Origin of the sequence: Streptomyces sp. NPDC058880 (genome assembly GCF_042742535.1) — a bacterium.
GTDB lineage: Bacteria > Actinomycetota > Actinomycetes > Streptomycetales > Streptomycetaceae > Streptomyces.
On record NZ_JBHYMC010000008.1, the window covers coordinates 44,024 to 59,531 of the forward strand.

The following is a 15,508-nucleotide window of genomic DNA, read 5'->3' on the forward strand; positions in this document are numbered from 1 at the left end:
CGGCATGACGCAGAAGACACTTTTCGCCCCCGCCCGACTCGGCGGGCTGGAGCTCCCCAACCGCCTCGTGATGGCCCCGCTGACGCGCAATCGCGCCGGCGCCGACGGGGTCCCGGGCGCCCTCATGGCCACGTACTACGCGCAGCGCGCCTCGGCCGGCCTGATCATCGCCGAGGCCGCCGCACCGAACGCCGTCGGCCAGACCTATCCGCACATCCCCGGCATCCACACCCCGGCGCAGATCGCCGGCTGGCGCCGGGTCACCGGCGCGGTGCACACGGCAGGCGGGCGGATGTTCCTCCAGCTCCAGCACGGCGGCCGGGTCGGCCACCCGGACACCAGCGGGCACGTCCCGCTGGCCCCGTCGGCCGTACGCTTCCCCGAGCAGCTGCACACCCCCGGCGGGCTCCGGGACGCACTGACGCCCCGGGAGATGACGGACGAGGACATCCGGGCCACCGTGGCCGACTTCGCGCAGGCGGCGCGCAACGCCGTCGACGCCGGGTTCGCCGGGGTGGAGGTGCACTCCGCCAACGGCCACCTGCTCCACCAGTTCCTCGCACGGAACACCAACCGGCGCACCGACCGGTGGGGCGGGTCCGCCGAAGGCCGCATCCGCTTCACCGTCGAGGTGGTGCGGGCGGTGATCGGGGCCGTCGGGGCGGACCGGGTCGGCGTCCGCATCTCGCCGGGACTCGGCGTCAACGGCATCGAGGAGGGCGACACCGAGGCCCTCTACCCGGCGCTGGTCGAGGCACTGGCGCAGCTCGGCCCGGTCTATCTGCACCAGGTGTACGCCGACCCGGCCGCTCCCCTCTTCGGCGGGATCCGTCGCGCCTGGCCGGGCACGCTGATCGCCAACCCGGCACTGACCCGCGAGGAGGTGGCGACCGACGCCGGAATGCGCAGGGGCGAGCGGCTGCTGGCCGCGGGCGCCGACCTGATCGCGCTGGGCCGGGGCTTCCTCGCCAACCCCGACCTCGTGGAACGGCTGCGCGGGGGTGCTCCGCTCAACGCGCTCCGGCCGGAGTTCTTCATGTACGTCCAGGGCGCCGAAGGGTACACCGACTATCCCGCGCTGGACGCCTCGGGGATCACGGCCGCAGCGCCCTCAGCAGCAGGTCAGCGAGGTGGTCGGCGACCTGCTGCGGTGTGAGCGGACCGTCGGCCCGGTACCAGGTGGACAGGTGGTGCACGGAGCCGAAGTGGTAGTCCACCACCAGGTCGGCGGGGGTGGCGGTGGAGAACACGCCGGTCCGTTGCCCCTCCTCGATGAGTGCCCGGAAGCGCTCGTGGTAGCGCCGGCGCTCCGCCCGTACCTGCTTGAACTTCTCCGGGCTGAGCTGGTGCATCGACCGGAAGAAGATCATGGCGTCGTCGAGGTTCTCGATGGTGGTGACGACGACGTCGGCTGCCGCGGCCCGCAGCCTTTCCTCGACGGGGGCGTCGGACGAGGCCACCGCGTCGAGGCGCTGCTGCTGGAGGCGCAGCATCCGCGCGTACACCTCGTGCAGCAGGTCGTCCTTGGACCCGAAGTAGTGGTAGAGCGCGCCCTTGGTGACCCCGGCAGCCTCCACGATCTCCTGGACGGAGGTGCGGTCGTAGCCGCGCTCGGCGAACAGCCGGGTGGCGACGGCCAGCAGCCGCTGCGGTACCGGGGCTTCGTGGGTGCCTGCGGGTTCCGTGGTCCTGGCCGCCATGCTGCTGACCTTCCTTTTCTCGTTCCTGCCTGGTCGCTGCGACCAGCTGTACGACCGTCCGACTGTTTTCAGCCGCGATCGCGCAGTTCCCGTCGCAGGATCTTGCCACTGGTCGTCTTCGGAAGGACAGGCAGGATCTCGACCTGGCGCGGGTATTTGTACGCGGCGATGCGTGCGGCACAGTACGCGGACAGCTCGTCGGGCTCGGTCGAGGCCCCCGGGCGCAGGCTCACGTAGGCCTTGACGCTCTCCCCGCGGTAGGGGTCGGGAACGCCGACCACGGCGGCCTCGCGCACGGCGGGGTGGGTGTAGAGCACGTCCTCGACCTCGCGGGGCCAGACCTTGAAGCCGGACGCGTTGATCATGTCCTTCTTGCGGTCGACCACGTAGAGCCAGCCGTCCGGGTCCATGAAGCCGACGTCCCCGGTGCGCAGTTCGCCGTCCGGGAAGGCCTCGGCGGATTCCGCGGGCAGGCCCCAGTAGCCGGGTACGACCTGGGGGCCGCGGACGGCGATCTCGCCGGTCTCGCCGAGGGGCAGCTCGTCCCCGTGCTCTCCGAGGATCCGTACGAGCGTGTCGGTGCCGGGCAGGCCCACGGAGAGGGTGCCGGAGGCTGGATCGACCGGCGCTTCGAGGTGCACGGGCACGCTGGCGCAGGGGGCGGTGCACTCGGTGAGGCCGTAGCCGTTGCGGAGGTAGAACCCGAAGGCGGCGCGGAGGCGTTCGACGAGTGCGGGCGGGAGCGGCGCGCCACCGGAGGAGACCACCTGGAAGGAGGCGAAGTGGTCCGGGGTGGCGGCGGGGTGGGCGGCGAGGGCCATGAAGGCGGTGGCCGGGCCGACGGTGTAGGCGGGCCGGTGTTCCAGGAAGGCGTCGAGGACGGCGCCGGCGTCGAAGCGGTGGGCCAGGACGAGGGTGCCGGCGTTGACGAAGCAGGCGGCGAGCTCGCAGACCATGCCGGTGATGTGGAAGAGGGGTGCGAGGGCGAAGTAGCCGGCGCCCTCGGCGACGGGGTGGGAGGTGACCTGCCGTACGGCGTTGTAGGTGAGGGCGCCGTGCGGGTTCATGGCGCCCTTGGGGGTGCCGCTGGTGCCGGAGGTGTAGCTGATGAGGGCGGTGTCCGCGGCGGTGAGGTCCGGGCCGTGCGGAGCGGGCCGGCCGCCACGGGCCACGGTGGCGAGGTCCGCGGCGACGGGACCGGCGGCGTCCGCGAGGGGATCCGCGGTGTCCGCAGCGGCGGGCAGCTCACCACCGGACACCGGGTCCGGCGCGACCGCTTGTGCGGGCAGGAGCGGACGGTCGGGGCCCGGGGTCGCGGCGGTGCCGGTGACCGGTGCGGGGCCGAAGACGCGCGGGTCGTTCCTGGTCTGGAAGTCCCGGGCCGAGGTGGTCAGCACGCACCGCACGGCGCTGCCCCGCACCGCCCGGCGAAGGTACGCCGTCCAGGCACGGTCGTCGCACACCAGCGCGGCGGCCCCGGAGTCGTGCAGGGCGTGGCCGACCTCGCCGGCCTTGTACATGGGGTTGAGGGGCACCACGACCGCCCCGGCCTTCCAGGCGCCGAGGACGGCGAGCACGAAGTGCGGGGTGTTCTGGAGCATGACCGCGACCCGGTCACCGCGGCGGACGCCCCGCGCCGCGAGGTGGCCCGCGATCGAGTCGGAGAGCGCATCGGCCTCGGCGTAGCCGACCCGGCCGTCGAAGTAGGCGAGCGCGGTGCGTTCGGGAGCGCGGGCCACGGCCTCCCGGAAGGCGTGCAGGACGGTGGGCGGTGGTGCGACGGGCGCCAGCTGGGCCGGGGAGAGCAGTCCGCGCCAGGGCCGGGAGGCGGAGGCGGGGGTCGGGATCGGAGTCGGGCCGGCGGCGGGGGTCACCTGGTCTCCCATGTCTGCTGGAGGTGGTTCATGCGGCTCAGCCAGCGGTCCGGGTCGGTGGCGCGGGCAGCGTGGTGGTCGGCGACCTCGGGGTGCGGGAGGATCAAGAAACGGCCCTTCTCCATGCCGTCGAACAGCGCGTCCGCGACCGCTTCCGGCTCGATCGCGGTCGGCGCGAGGACGAGTTCGCCCGCCGAGCCCGCGGCGGTCAGCATGTCGGTGCGCACTCCTTGCGGACAGACGGCATGGACCTGGACACCGCGGTGCCGGTAGGTCAGCGAGAGCCATTCCGCGAAGGCGAGCGCACCGTGCTTGGTGACACTGTACGGGGCGGCTCCGATCATGCTGAGCAGTCCCGCGGCCGAGACGGTGGAGACGAAGCGGCCGCTCCCCCGCTCCAGCCAATCGGGCAGTAGCAGCCGGGCGGCGCGGACGTGGGCCATCACGTTGACGTTCCAGGCGGCTTCCCAGACGGCATCGTCGGCGTCCGCACCGCCGCCCGCGGCGAGTCCGGCGTTGGCGCAGTAGACGTCGACCGTCCCGCCGAGCGCTTCGCGGGCCTCGGCCGCGACCTGCGAGGCGTCGCCGGGCACCGGGATCGCCCGGGCGCCGATGGCGCCCGCGACGGCCGCGGCCTTGGCGGGGTCGAGGTCGTTGACGACCACCGTGGCGCCTTCGGCCGCGAAGCGGTGGGCGAGCGCGGCGCCGATGCCGCCGCCCGCGCCGGTGACGACGACTCGCTGGTCCTGGTACGCGCTCACGGGATCACACCTCTCATGCGGCGGGTTTGCGGATCCGGGCAGACTAACCAGTCGGTATGTCGAGGCGGAAGGGGCTCGGTGCCTAGCGTGGCCGGATGACGCTGTCGCGACGCGGGGTGCTGGGGCTGGCCGGGGCCGCGGGATCGGCGGGTGCTGCGGGCGCCCTGGGCACGGCGGGGACCGGCGGGTCCGCCGCGCCGCGGGCGGCGGGACGGGTGCGCACCGGCTTCGAGCGGCTCGCGGCAGGCGGGTACGCCCTCCTGGCCGGGCAGAAGGTCGGGGTGGTCACGAACCCGACCGGGATCACCCCCGACGCACGCCACCTGGTGGACGTGCTGCACGCGGACGACCGGGTCGACCTCGTTGCGGTGTTCGGGCCCGAACACGGCTTCCGCGGGACGGCGCAGGCCGGGAACTCCGAGGGAGCCTCGCGGGACCCGGCGACCGGGCTGCCCGTGTACGACACGTACGGCAAGAGCGGGCAGCAACTCGCCGACGTGTTCGCGGCGGCCGGGGTCGACACCGTCGTCTTCGACATCCAGGACGTCGGGGCCCGCTTCTACACCTACATCTGGACCCTCTACGACTGCATGCGGGCGGCCGCCCTCGCGGACCGGACGGTGGTGGTCCTGGACCGGCCGAACCCGGTGGGCGGCCTGCGGGCCGCGGGCCCGGTGCTGGAGCGGCCGTACGCGAGCTTCGTGGGCCGGGAGCCGATCGCCCTCGCCCACGGGATGACGGCGGCGGAGCTGGCCCGGCTCTTCAACGGCGAGTTCCTGGCCGCCGGTCCGGCCCCCGCCGGACCGGTGCGGCTGAAGACGGTGGCGATGTCCGGGTGGCGGCGCGGATCCTTCTTCGGGGAGACCGGACTGCCCTGGGTGCCGCCGAGCCCGAACATGCCGACACCGGACACGGCCCTCGCGTACGCCGGCACCTGCCTGTTCGAGGGGACGAACCTCTCGGAGGGGCGAGGGACGACCACGCCCTTCGAGGTCCTGGGGGCGGAGGGCATCGACCGGAGGTGGGCGGAGGCGGCGAACGGGCTGGGGCTGCCCGGCGTGTGGTTCCGGGAGGCGTACTTCACCCCGGCGTTCTCCAAGCACGCGGGGAAGCTGTGCGGCGGGGTCCGGCTGATCGTGCACGACCGGGAGGCCTTCGACCCGGTACGGTCCGGTATCGGGCTGCTGGTGACCGCCCGCCGGGTGTGGAGCGGTTTCGGCTGGCGCGCGGACCACTGGATCGACCGGCTGACCGGCTCGGACCGGGTGCGCAGGCTGGTGGACGCGGGCGCCGGGGTGGCGGAGGTCGCGGGCGACTGGACGGCCGGGCTGGCCCGCTTCGAGGCGGTGCGCGCGCAGTACCTGCTCTACTCCTGAACCGGCCGCGCCGGAGGGCTGGCCGGACGGGCACCGCAGCGGGATGCTGACCGCACCGGAGGCACGGCGTGAAGGGGGACGTCATGACGGACATCGGTGGCGGATTCGGCTTCGGAGCGGGAACCGGGATCGGAGTGGGGCCGTACGCGGAGCTGACCTTCGACTCCGAGGGTGACGTGGACCGCGCCGCGCAGGGGACGGTGTCCCGGATGGAGGCGACGGACGTTCTGGTCTTCGCACACGGCTGGAACAGCGACCGGTCCACGGCCACCCGGCTCTACGACCGGTTCTTCGCACCCTTCCCCGCCCTGGTGGGGCAGGGAGTACGGCTGGGGTACGTGGGTGTCGTGTGGCCCTCGATGCGGTTCTCCGACGAGCCGATACCCGACTTCGAGGCGGCCGGCGCCCTCGCGGAGCCGACCTACGGCTGCGCGCTGGACCCTCTCACCCGGCAGGCGCTCGGGGAGTTCTGGCCCGGACGGCGCACGGAGCTGGACCGGTTGGCGGAACTGCTGGCGGAGCAGCCGGAATCGGCGGTGGCGCTCATCGAGTTCGGCGCGCTGGTCAGGGAGCTGGCCGGCCTCGACGGGGTGCACGCGGTGACGGCTCCTGCAGTACCGGCGATCTTCGCGGACGACGTGCTGGAGGTCTGCCGGGCCCTCTCGCAGGCCCTGGCCCGGGCCGGCGCCGCGGCCGCCGGCACCGGCGGGCCGGGCATGACCATCGGCGGCGGCCTGCGCGGGCTGTGGGGCGGCGCCAAGGAACTGCTGCGACAGGCCACCTACTACACGATGAAGAAGAGGGCCGGTGTGGTCGGCGAGCGGGGGCTGGGCCCGGTCCTGGCCGAACTGGCCGCGGCCCGCCCGGCCCTGCGGTTCCATCTGGTCGGACACAGCTTCGGGGCTCGCGTGGTGTCCTTCTCGCTGCGCGCGGTGCCGGACGGGGCCCGGTACGTCAGGTCCGTGACCCTGCTCCAGGGGGCCTTCTCCCACTACGCGTTCGCCGATCGGCTGCCGCACGACAGAAGGCGCGGCGGAGCCCTGCGCGGCCTCCACCGCAAGGTCGACGGGCCGGTGGTCGCCTGCCATTCCCCGCACGACTCGGCGCTCCGGGTCTTCTATCCGCTAGCGTCCCGGATGGCAGGCGATTCGGCCGGTCTGCTCGGTTTCGACGAGCGGTGGGGCGCGATCGGGCACGACGGGGTCCGGGCGGTGCCGGGAGCGCCCCGGCTGAGCCTCGCCACCGTCCTGCGCGAGGGGCTGCCCGCGGACGGTTGCGTCAGCGTGGACGCGGGCTCCGTGGTTCGGCGCGGCGGCGCGCCCTCGGGGGCGCACAGCGACATCTGCCACGAGGAACTGGCCCGGGTGGTGGTGTCGGCGGGGCGCATGGGGCGCTGAGATCCGGCCATGTGCCACCCGCACGCCTCGTCCGCCCCCGCATGCGCCCACCGCCGACCGGGCATGTTGGGCACATCGGCGGAGGTGATGGTGTGATGGCGGGATTCCGGAGTCTGGCCTATCAGGTGCGCGACGCGCGCAATGACCGGGCCCTGCGGCGCCACTCGCTGCGTCGCTGTCTGGAGCGGTTCGCACCCTACGGGCACCGGGCCACGTGGTGGCACCTGTGCGACCGGCACGGCATCGCCCCCGAGGACCGCGGGGCGGATCCGCTGCGGCTGGTGGCCGCGCTGGAGGAGTTGGAGGACGCGCGGACGGTCTGGCTGGAGTACGAGCGCCAGTTCGCGGAGCGGCGGCGGCGGGAGAAGCACCACGGGTTGCGCCGGCCGGAGTGGGCGTGGGGCGGAAGCGGGGACGCGGTGGTGCGCTGCGCGGACCCGGGGGTGCGGCCGGAGGGGGCGCTGGGCGAGGTGCTGCGGCGGCTGGTCCGGGCGCTGGAGTCGGAGCCGGGAACGGCGTGTCCGGTCTGCGGGGACACCGAACTGCGGTGGCCCGAGATGCGCCCGGTGGGCCCCTGGGAGGGGGCTCTGGCCTGGGACGGGCCGGTGTGCGCGGGCTGCGGGATCGTGGTGCCCAGACCGGCCCTGGCGGACCTCCCTGCGACGGACGCCGCGTGAGGGGTGGAGGTCGGCCTGCCGTGGTGGCACTGAACGGCTCGCGCTGCGCCGGTGACGGCCCTGCCGTGCCCATGTCGCCGCAGGATCTGACGGAGTCGGCGGTGCGGGCGGTCGCCGCCGGGGCGGGCGAGGTGCTCGTGCACCCGCGGACGCCGTGCGGGCGGGAGAGTCTCTCGCCTCGGGTGGTCGGGCCGGTGCTGGAGGCACTGCGGGGCGCGGGGGTGGGCGTACCGCTGGCGGTGCCGGCGGGGATCGCGGCCGAGCCGGATCCGGCGGAGCGGCTGGCGCGGGTCGGCGCCTGGACGGTGCTGCCGGACCGGGCGGTGGTCCACTTCGCGGACCCGGGGGCCGCCGGGCTCGCCGAGGCGCTGCTGGCGCGGGGCGTCGGGGTGGACGCGGTGGCCCCGCTGGGCCTGCGGGCCGGTCCGGAGCCGCTGGAGCGGCTGCGGGCCTGGCTGGCACGGAGCCCGGGCGGCCGCGGGGGCGGGGTCCGGGTGGTGGCCGAGATCACCTCGGGGCATCAGGACGGGCCGGCGACCGGGCCCGCCCTGCCGGCCGGTCTGCGCGGACTGCCCCCGGAGACGCTCCTGCTGTTCGGCCGGGACGGCGCCTCGTGGCCGGCGCTGCGGCTGGCTGCCCGGTGCGGTACGGCTGCACGTACCGGCGTAGGGGACGTCCTCCACCTGCCGGACGGGCGGCCGGCCCGGTCGAACGCCGAACTGGTGTCGGCGGCCAGGGAGTTGCTGCCAAGAAACCACTGCTCGCAACCACATGCCCCTGGCGGGCACCCTGCCGACCAGGCCGGGCTCACAGCGCCGGACCACGCTCCTTGAGGGGGCCGGGCCGGCGGCGGGCACCTCAGAGCCGCGAGCCGGTGAGCCGTTCGCCGAAGACGTCGTCGGGGTTGGACAGGGCGCAGGTCTCCATCGAGAGGCAGCCGCAGCCGATGCAGTCCGTCAGGTGGTCGCGCAGGCGGGTGAGTCGACCGATCCTTCCGTCGAGCTCGGCGCGCCAGGCCTCGGACAGGCGGGCCCAGTCCTCACGGTTGGGGGTGCGCTCCTCGGGGAGCTGCGCGAGCGCCTCGCGGATGCTGGCGAGCGGGATGCCCACCCGCTGGGCCGCACGGACGAAGGCCACCCGGCGCAGCGCGTCACGGGTGTAGCGGCGCTGGTTGCCGGCGGTGCGACGGCTGCTGATCAGCCCCTTGGCCTCGTAGAAGCGGAGCGCGGAGACGGCGGCGCCGCTCCGGGCGGACAGCTGGCCGACGGTGAGTTCGTGGATTTTCTCGGGAATCTGCGGCACCCGGCCGAGGGTAGTCGGAGGTCCGTTGACATACACATGCGGTCCCAGCATGCTGAGCAAGCGCTTATTCGTCCGTCAGTGGTCCGCGAGAGACAGGAACAGGCATGGCCGAGCCGAGGGTCTTCACGTCCGCCGACGAGCTGCGCGCCGGGATCGGCGAACGGCTCGGCCCGAGCGGGTGGCTGGAGGTGGACCAGAAGCGGATCGACCTTTTCGCGGACGCGACCGGCGACCACCAGTGGATCCACGTGGACCCGGAGCGCGCGGCGACCGGACCCTTCGGTTCCACGATCGCGCACGGCTATCTGACGCTGTCCCTGCTGCCCAGCCTGGTTCCCCAGCTGATGCGGGTCGACGGCATGCGGATGGGCCTCAACTACGGTACGAACAAGGTGCGTTTCCCGGCGACGGTGCCGGTCGGCTCACGGCTGCGCGCCACCGCCGTGATCACGGAGGTCACCGAGGCCGGCGGCGGCGTACAGGTCACCGCCACGGTGACCGTGGAACGCGAGGGCGGCGAGAAGCCGGTGTGCGTCGCGGAGTCGGTGTCACGCTACTACTTCTGAGGACCGCGCCCGTCGGGGCTGCCGCTTGCAGGGTTCACCCCTGGCGGGTCCACGGCTCGGCGGGTCTACCGCGCCCGGGGGTCCGGCCGCGCGCCGACCATGCGCAGGACGAGGTCGGCGTAGAGTGCGCCGACCTCGTCGGGCGTCCGGCGTCCCTCCGTGCTGAACCAGCGGGCCACGTCGATGCACAGCGACAGCACGGCGAGGGTCGTGCCCGGCACGTCGGGGACGGCGAACTCCCCCGCCGCGACACCGTCGGCCAGGATGCGGCGCACGGCGGCGTCGCTCTGCCGCCGCAGCGCCACGATCTCGGAGCGGTGCTCGGGAGCCAGGGCGTCGAGCTCGTACTGGACCACGCGGGCGGTGGTGTGGTGCGCGGCGTGCCACCGCACGAAGGACCGCACGGCGGCGTCGAGGCGCTCGGCGGCGCAGCCCGGGCCGTCGGCGGCGGTGGTGAGGATCTCCAGCGCCTTGTCGTGCCCGATGCGGCTGATCCGGTGGAGCAGTTCCTCTTTGGTCTTGTAGTGGATGTAGAGCGCGGCCGGGCTCATGCCGGCGCGGCCCGCGATGTCACGCGTGGTGGTGGCGTGGTAACCGCGCTCGGCGAAGGCGGCGACGGCGGCGACGAGCAGCCGCCGTGCGGCGTCCGGGGTGACCTCGGACCACGGTCGGTAGCCGTCGGCCATGTCCTCCGCGCTGTCCATCGCCCACTCACCTCTTCACCGTTCGGAAGTGAACACCCTACACGGAAGGTGAGCAAGCGCTTAGGTCGTTCGCGCCCGCCGGTCCGGCCCATGCAGCCATCTCGACCACCTCGGCCACCTCGGCCGCTTCGGTCATTTCGGTAATTTCGGTAATTTCGGTTACTTTGGAGCGAAGGGGTCGTACTCGGCCATCATCTTCTCCATTCTTGCCTGGTCCACGCGGCTGACGATCTGTGTCACCTCCTGGCGGTCGCGGATCACCTTGGCGAGCGTGAAGGCCGAGGTGGTGAGGTAGAGGACCGCGATCCCGAGGAAGGCGCGGACCCAGCCGTCCGCCTCCAGGCGGTAGATCCCCACGGCCACGGCCACGAGGGCGACGGCGAAGGAGGCGACGGCCTGTCCGTAGTACGCCCCCGTGCTCTGCTGCTTGACCGGTGTCTCGTTCATGCGTCGAGCATCGGGCCGGCCGCTGGAGAGCACATCCGCGCACATACTCATGCGGATACTCAGCCGGGCCCGCGGGCGGCTCAGAAGGCGGAAACCCCGGTGCGGGCACGTCCGATGAGGAGTTTCTGGATCTGGCTGGTGCCCTCGTACAGGGTCGCCACACGGGCGTCACGGAGCAGCTTGCCGGTCGGGTACTCGTCGATGTAGCCGTAACCGCCGTGCACCTGGAGGGCGTTGCCCGCGGCACGCACGGCAGCCTCGGAGGCGAAGAGCTTCGCGGTGGAGGACTCGGTGGCGAAGGGCAGCCCTCGGTCGATGAGGTCGGCGACACGCCAGGTCAGCAGCCGAGCCGCGTCCACATCGACCGAGATGTCGGCGATGAGCTCCTGGACCAGCTGGTGGTGGGCGATGGGTTTGCCGAACTGCTCGCGGTGAGCGGCGTACGAGACGGCCGCGTCCAGTGCGGCCTGCGCGATACCGACGCAGCCCGCGGCGACCGACATGCGGCCCTTGGCAAGTGCCGACATGGCCACCGAGAAGCCCTTGCCCGCCGGGCCGAGCATCGCGGAGGCGGGCACGCGGACGCCGTCGAGAACCAGTTCGGAGGTGGCCTGGCCGCGCAGGCCGAGCTTGCCGCGGATCTCGCGGCGCGTCAGCCCGGGCGTGCCGGTGGGGACGAGAAAGGCGCAGACGCCGCGGTGGCCCGGCTCCTCGCCGGTGCGGGCGAAGAGGATCACGACGTCGGCCCAGGTGCCGTTGCTGATGAACGTCTTGGTCCCGTGCAGGACGTACGAGTCGCCCTCGCGCACGGCCCGGGTGGTGAGGTTCGCGGCGTCGGAACCGGTACCGGGCTCGGTCAGCCCGAAGCAGCCGAGTGCGTCGCCGGAGCACAGGCCGGGCAGCCAGGTCCGCTTCTGTTCCTCGGTGCCCCAGGCAGCGACGGTCTTGGCGACCAGGCCGAGGGAGACGGAGACGATCCCGCGCACCGCGGAGTCACCGCGGCCCAGTTCCTCGGTGACGAGGGCGTAGGAGAGGTGGTCGCCGCCCGAGCCTCCGTACTCCTCGGGGACGGTCAGGCCGAGGAACCCGAGCGCGCCCAGCTTCTTCACGATGGCCCGGTCCACGCTCTCGGCACGGTCCCACTCGGCGGCGTGGGGGACGATCTCGCGCTCGGTGAACTCGCGGGCGAGACGCCGTACGGCGCTCTGCTCCTCGCTGAGCTCCAGGTTCACCGGGACCTCCTCCGGGCGGGTGGCGGCCGGTGCTTTAACTAGCACCGGTAGTTTTCGGTGGGCAGGCTTTACTATGTGGCGCATGGCCAGACCGCGCAAGCCCCTTCTCAGCCGGGACCGGATCGTCGAGGCGGCCGGGGCGCTGGTCGACGCGGAGGGGCTGGAGGCGGTGTCGACCCGGCGGCTGGCGGCCGCCCTCGGGGTCAGCGGCCCCTCCCTCTACAACCACTTCCGCACCAAGGACGAGATCCTGGACGCGGTGGCCGACGCGGTGAGCTCGCGGGTCGACCTGTCGATGTTCGACGGGGGGACCGACTGGCGGGCGTCCCTGCAGGCGTGGGCGCATTCGTACCGGGACGCCCTCGCGGACCATCCCCACATCGTGCCGGTGCTGGCACGCGGGCCCGGGCGCCGTCCGGCCGGGCTGCGGGTCGCGGACGCCGTATTCGGCGCCATGACGGAAGCGGGGTGGCCGGCTGCGCAGGCCACCCGGATCGGCGCGCTCATGCGGTACTTCATCCTGGGCTCGGCGGTGGGGTCCTTCGCCCGGGGCTTCGTGGACGACCGCGCGGCCTACGACCCGGCCGACTACCCGCACCTGGGCCAGGCGCACCTGCTGGCCGAGCGGCAGCGCGAGGTGGACGAGGGCGCGTTCGAGACGGGCCTGCAGGCGCTGCTGGACGGACTGGCCCTGCAGTACGAGGCGCTGACGCAGGCGAGCCGCGGCGGCTGACTCCCGCTCGGGCGCGGCGGCCAGCAGGGCCCGGCGGCAGACGGCAGGGCCGGCGACAGACGGCAGGGCCCGGCGCGGAGGGTCGCGCGTCCGCGCTCTGGCTGGTCCGCGCCTAGAAGACGACGAGCGAGCGGCCGCCCGTGCCCGCGAGCATGGCATCGAACGCGGCCGGAATGTCGTCGAGGGTGATCCGGTCGGTCACCATGGCGCCCAGGTCGAAGCGGCCCGCGCGGACGTGCTCGGCGATCACCGGGAGGTCGCGCGCCGGGTCGCTGTTGCCGTAGACGCAACCGGTGAGGGTGCGGGCGAAGTGGAAGATCTCCAGCGCGTGGAAGGTGACCCGCTGTTCCTTGCCGCCGATGCCGACGACCGTGGTGCGGCCGCCGCGGCGGGTCGACTCCCAGGCCCCGCGGATGGTCTCGGCCCGGCCGACGCACTCGACGGCGACGTCCGCACCGTGCCCGCCCGTGAGCGCACGGATCTGCTGGGCCGTGGCGTCCGAGGCGAGCACGAACTCGGTGGCTCCGGCCGCGCGTGCCAGCTCCTCCTTGGCCGGTGACACGTCGACGGCGACGACCCGGCCCGCCTGCGCGATCCGCGCGGCCTGGAGCGCGGCCAGGCCGACTCCGCCGACGCCGAAGACGGCGACCGACTCGCCCGGACGGACCTGGGCGCTGTGGTGGACGGCCCCGTAGCCGGTGAGGACGGCGCAACCGAGCAGGGCGGCCTCGGCGAGCGGGATGCCCGCGGGTGCGGGCAGCACGCAGTTGGCCGCGACGACGGTCTCCTCGGCGAACGCGGCCACGTTCAGCCCGGGATGCAGTGCGACGCCCGCGGCGTCGTGCGCGTAGACGTCCCCGACCCCGGCGAGTGCGGTCGCGCAGAGCCAGACCTCGCCGATGCCGCAGTGGTGGCACTTCCCGCACGACGGAGCCCAGTTGAGCACGACGCTGTCGCCGGGAGCGACGTGGGTGACGCCCTCCCCGACGGCGAGGACCGTGCCCGCGCCCTCGTGGCCGAGGACGGCGGGCACCGGGACCCGCATGGTGCCGTCGGAGAGCGACAGGTCGGAGTGGCAGACGCCGGCCGCGGCCAATCTGACGCGGACCTGCCCGGGACCGGGATCGGGCAGCACGATCTCCCTGGTCTCCAGCGGTGCTCCGACGGCGGGCAGGATGGCGGCGCGGACCATGGGCGTCGTCTCGACTTTCGGTGCTGGGGCGGATGCGGGACTGCGCACGGCGCAGGCGGGGCGGGTGCTGCGGCCGGCGCGGGTGGCGCGGGTGCTGCGGCTCAGAACTGCAGGGACTTGGTCTGGAGGTACTCGGCCAGGCCGTGCGGGCCCAGCTCGCGGCCGACACCCGACTGCTTGTGACCGCCGAAGGGCGCGAGGATGTTGTAGCGCCCGCCGTTGATATCCACCTGCCCGGTGTCCATGCGGCGAGCGAAGGCGGCGGCGGTCTCCTCGTCCGCTGCCCAGACGGCGCCGCCCAGGCCGTAGACGGTGCCGTTGGCGATGCGCAGGGCCTCCTCCTCGTCCTCGTAGGCCAGAATCGACAGCACGGGGCCGAAGATCTCCTCCTGGGCGATGGCCATGTCGGGGGTGACGTCGGCGAACACGGTCGGGGAGATGAAGTAGCCCTGCTCGTGCGGCGCTTCCGGTCCGCCCGCGACCAGGCGCGCGCCCTCCTCCACGCCCTTGGCGATGAAACCGCGGACGCGCTCGTACTGCTTGGCGTTGACGACGGGGCCGACGCGGGTGCCCGCCGCGCGCGGGTCGCCGGTGGGGTGGTCGGCCACGGCGGCGACCGCGAGCGAGACGGCCTCCTCGTACTGGTCCCGGTGGACGAGCATCCGGGTGAGCGCGTTGCAGCTCTGGCCGGTGTTGTTCATGACGTGGCCGACGCCCGCCGCGACGGCCCTGGGCAGGTCGGCCCCAGGCAGGATGACGTTCGCCGACTTGCCGCCCAGTTCGAGGGCGACGCGCTTGACGGCGGCGCCGGCCGTGGCGCCGACCTGCTTGCCGACGGCGGTCGAGCCGGTGAACGAGACGAAGTCGACTCCCTCGTGGGCGGCCAGGGCCTGGCCGGCGACGGGGCCGGTGCCGGTGACCAGGTTGAAGACTCCGGCCGGGATCCCCGCCTCGTGCACGGCTTCGGCGAAGAGCTGCGCGGTCAGCGGGGTGTCCTCCGCCGGCTTCAGGACGAGGGTGCAGCCGGCGGCGAGAGCGGGCGCCACCTTTGCAACGACCTGGTACAGCGGATAGTTCCAGGGCGTGATGGCCCCAACCACACCGACCGGCTCCATGAGGACGGTGGAGTTCCCGATGCGCTCCTCGAAGGAGTACGAGGCGGCGAGCTCGACGTAGGTGGAGACCACGGCGATCGACGAACCGACGTGGACGGCCTTGGCGAAGGGCAGCGGGGCGCCGAGTTCGGAGGTGACGGTCTCGGTCAGCTCGGCCTTGCGGGCCTGGAGCGCGTCACGGAGCGCGCCGATCAGGGCGGCCCGCTCGGCGGGAGGCGTGGCCGACCAGAGGGGCAAGGCCGCGCGGGCGGCGCGCACGGCCGCGTCCACGTCCTCTTCGGTGCCGGCCGGGACCTGGGCGATGACCTGGCCGTCGGCCGGGTTGACGACGTCGATCCGGCCGGTCCCGACGGCAGGCCGCCATGCGCCGTCGATGTACATCCCGTCCTGGGCCTTCATGGCATTCCTCCCGAGTGCGCGCGTGCGCGTGGA

At 73.6% G+C, this 15,508-nt stretch carries 16 protein-coding genes; 7 read left to right on the forward strand and 9 right to left on the reverse strand.

Translation table 11 applies throughout. The features are described 5' to 3' along the window. Window positions 1-4: 4 nt before the first annotated feature. Window positions 5-1,156 carry an alkene reductase gene (locus tag ACFW2G_RS07105; RefSeq protein WP_384580517.1) on the forward strand — a complete coding sequence of 384 codons (1,152 nt, stop codon included), beginning with the start codon at window positions 5-7 and terminating at the stop codon, window positions 1,154-1,156. Here the strand turns inward: ACFW2G_RS07105 and ACFW2G_RS07110 are convergent. From ACFW2G_RS07110 to ACFW2G_RS07120, 3 genes are all read right to left on the reverse strand, one after another. After that, window positions 1,095-1,700, reverse strand: a complete 606-nt coding sequence (locus ACFW2G_RS07110) for a TetR/AcrR family transcriptional regulator (protein WP_037925716.1) — start codon at window positions 1,698-1,700, stop codon at window positions 1,095-1,097. The genes ACFW2G_RS07105 and ACFW2G_RS07110 overlap by 62 nt on opposite strands. A gap of 68 nt (window positions 1,701-1,768) precedes the next feature. Further along, window positions 1,769-3,586, reverse strand: a complete 1,818-nt coding sequence (locus ACFW2G_RS07115; RefSeq protein ID WP_384446972.1) for an AMP-binding protein — start codon at window positions 3,584-3,586, stop codon at window positions 1,769-1,771. Then, the gene (locus ACFW2G_RS07120) at window positions 3,571-4,335 is read right to left on the reverse strand and encodes an SDR family NAD(P)-dependent oxidoreductase (RefSeq protein WP_384446970.1); all 765 of its coding nucleotides are present in this window, start codon (window positions 4,333-4,335) and stop codon (window positions 3,571-3,573) included. Before ACFW2G_RS07120 ends, ACFW2G_RS07115 begins: the two co-directional genes overlap by 16 nt. 95 nt (window positions 4,336-4,430) lie before the next feature. On the opposite strand from ACFW2G_RS07120, the gene ACFW2G_RS07125 reads away from it, so the two are divergent. From ACFW2G_RS07125 to ACFW2G_RS07140, 4 genes are all read left to right on the forward strand, one after another. Then, a complete protein-coding gene (locus tag ACFW2G_RS07125; RefSeq protein WP_384580519.1) occupies window positions 4,431-5,711 on the forward strand; it encodes an exo-beta-N-acetylmuramidase NamZ domain-containing protein in 1,281 nt (426 codons plus the stop codon). Window positions 5,712-5,794: 83 nt separating this feature from the next. Further along, window positions 5,795-7,108 carry a serine-threonine protein kinase gene (locus ACFW2G_RS07130; protein WP_384446968.1) on the forward strand — a complete coding sequence of 438 codons (1,314 nt, stop codon included), beginning with the start codon at window positions 5,795-5,797 and terminating at the stop codon, window positions 7,106-7,108. A 95-nt stretch (window positions 7,109-7,203) separates the two neighbouring features. Then, window positions 7,204-7,785 carry a hypothetical protein gene (locus tag ACFW2G_RS07135; RefSeq protein WP_384446966.1) on the forward strand — a complete coding sequence of 194 codons (582 nt, stop codon included), beginning with the start codon at window positions 7,204-7,206 and terminating at the stop codon, window positions 7,783-7,785. A gap of 20 nt (window positions 7,786-7,805) precedes the next feature. Continuing rightward, the gene (locus tag ACFW2G_RS07140; protein ID WP_384446964.1) at window positions 7,806-8,618 is read left to right on the forward strand and encodes a 3-keto-5-aminohexanoate cleavage protein; all 813 of its coding nucleotides are present in this window, start codon (window positions 7,806-7,808) and stop codon (window positions 8,616-8,618) included. A 25-nt stretch (window positions 8,619-8,643) separates the two neighbouring features. On the opposite strand, the gene soxR is transcribed toward ACFW2G_RS07140, so the two are convergent. Then, entirely contained in the window at window positions 8,644-9,087 is a 444-nt protein-coding gene (gene soxR, locus ACFW2G_RS07145) for a redox-sensitive transcriptional activator SoxR (protein WP_037925711.1), read from the reverse strand. A gap of 104 nt (window positions 9,088-9,191) precedes the next feature. On the opposite strand from soxR, the gene ACFW2G_RS07150 reads away from it, so the two are divergent. Next, window positions 9,192-9,653, forward strand: a complete 462-nt coding sequence (locus tag ACFW2G_RS07150) for a MaoC family dehydratase (protein ID WP_384446961.1) — start codon at window positions 9,192-9,194, stop codon at window positions 9,651-9,653. Between the two features lie 65 nt (window positions 9,654-9,718). Here the strand turns inward: ACFW2G_RS07150 and ACFW2G_RS07155 are convergent, their stop codons facing one another. The 3 genes from ACFW2G_RS07155 to ACFW2G_RS07165 form a co-directional block, all read right to left on the reverse strand. Next, window positions 9,719-10,357 carry a TetR/AcrR family transcriptional regulator gene (locus ACFW2G_RS07155; protein ID WP_384580521.1) on the reverse strand — a complete coding sequence of 213 codons (639 nt, stop codon included), beginning with the start codon at window positions 10,355-10,357 and terminating at the stop codon, window positions 9,719-9,721. Window positions 10,358-10,516: 159 nt separating this feature from the next. Further along, window positions 10,517-10,804, reverse strand: a complete 288-nt coding sequence (locus tag ACFW2G_RS07160) for a YiaA/YiaB family inner membrane protein (RefSeq protein WP_037925707.1) — start codon at window positions 10,802-10,804, stop codon at window positions 10,517-10,519. Window positions 10,805-10,884: 80 nt separating this feature from the next. Further along, the gene (locus ACFW2G_RS07165) at window positions 10,885-12,036 is read right to left on the reverse strand and encodes an acyl-CoA dehydrogenase family protein (RefSeq protein ID WP_384580523.1); all 1,152 of its coding nucleotides are present in this window, start codon (window positions 12,034-12,036) and stop codon (window positions 10,885-10,887) included. An 82-nt stretch (window positions 12,037-12,118) separates the two neighbouring features. Between ACFW2G_RS07165 and ACFW2G_RS07170 the strand changes: the two genes are divergently transcribed. Next, window positions 12,119-12,769, forward strand: a complete 651-nt coding sequence (locus tag ACFW2G_RS07170; protein WP_037926439.1) for a TetR/AcrR family transcriptional regulator — start codon at window positions 12,119-12,121, stop codon at window positions 12,767-12,769. Between the two features lie 112 nt (window positions 12,770-12,881). Here ACFW2G_RS07170 and ACFW2G_RS07175 read toward each other — a convergent pair whose 3' ends face one another. Together ACFW2G_RS07175 and ACFW2G_RS07180 are read right to left on the reverse strand one after the other, a co-directional pair. After that, entirely contained in the window at window positions 12,882-13,961 is a 1,080-nt protein-coding gene (locus ACFW2G_RS07175) for a zinc-binding dehydrogenase (RefSeq protein WP_384580525.1), read from the reverse strand. Between the two features lie 101 nt (window positions 13,962-14,062). Then, window positions 14,063-15,475, reverse strand: a complete 1,413-nt coding sequence (locus ACFW2G_RS07180; protein ID WP_037925701.1) for an aldehyde dehydrogenase family protein — start codon at window positions 15,473-15,475, stop codon at window positions 14,063-14,065. Window positions 15,476-15,508 lie beyond the last annotated feature (33 nt).

Coding starts and splice junctions, on each gene's coding strand:
- ACFW2G_RS07170 (WP_037926439.1), top strand. CDS start 12,119: ATGGCCAGACCGCGCAAGCCCCTTCTCAGCCGGGACCGGATCGTCGAG.
- ACFW2G_RS07110 (WP_037925716.1), bottom strand. CDS start 1,700: ATGGCGGCCAGGACCACGGAACCCGCAGGCACCCACGAAGCCCCGGTA.
- ACFW2G_RS07105 (WP_384580517.1), top strand. CDS start 5: ATGACGCAGAAGACACTTTTCGCCCCCGCCCGACTCGGCGGGCTGGAG.
- ACFW2G_RS07155 (WP_384580521.1), bottom strand. CDS start 10,357: ATGGACAGCGCGGAGGACATGGCCGACGGCTACCGACCGTGGTCCGAG.
- ACFW2G_RS07130 (WP_384446968.1), top strand. CDS start 5,795: ATGACGGACATCGGTGGCGGATTCGGCTTCGGAGCGGGAACCGGGATC.
- ACFW2G_RS07160 (WP_037925707.1), bottom strand. CDS start 10,804: ATGAACGAGACACCGGTCAAGCAGCAGAGCACGGGGGCGTACTACGGA.
- ACFW2G_RS07135 (WP_384446966.1), top strand. CDS start 7,204: ATGGCGGGATTCCGGAGTCTGGCCTATCAGGTGCGCGACGCGCGCAAT.
- ACFW2G_RS07175 (WP_384580525.1), bottom strand. CDS start 13,961: ATGGTCCGCGCCGCCATCCTGCCCGCCGTCGGAGCACCGCTGGAGACC.
- ACFW2G_RS07150 (WP_384446961.1), top strand. CDS start 9,192: ATGGCCGAGCCGAGGGTCTTCACGTCCGCCGACGAGCTGCGCGCCGGG.
- ACFW2G_RS07125 (WP_384580519.1), top strand. CDS start 4,431: ATGACGCTGTCGCGACGCGGGGTGCTGGGGCTGGCCGGGGCCGCGGGA.
- ACFW2G_RS07115 (WP_384446972.1), bottom strand. CDS start 3,586: ATGGGAGACCAGGTGACCCCCGCCGCCGGCCCGACTCCGATCCCGACC.
- ACFW2G_RS07180 (WP_037925701.1), bottom strand. CDS start 15,475: ATGAAGGCCCAGGACGGGATGTACATCGACGGCGCATGGCGGCCTGCC.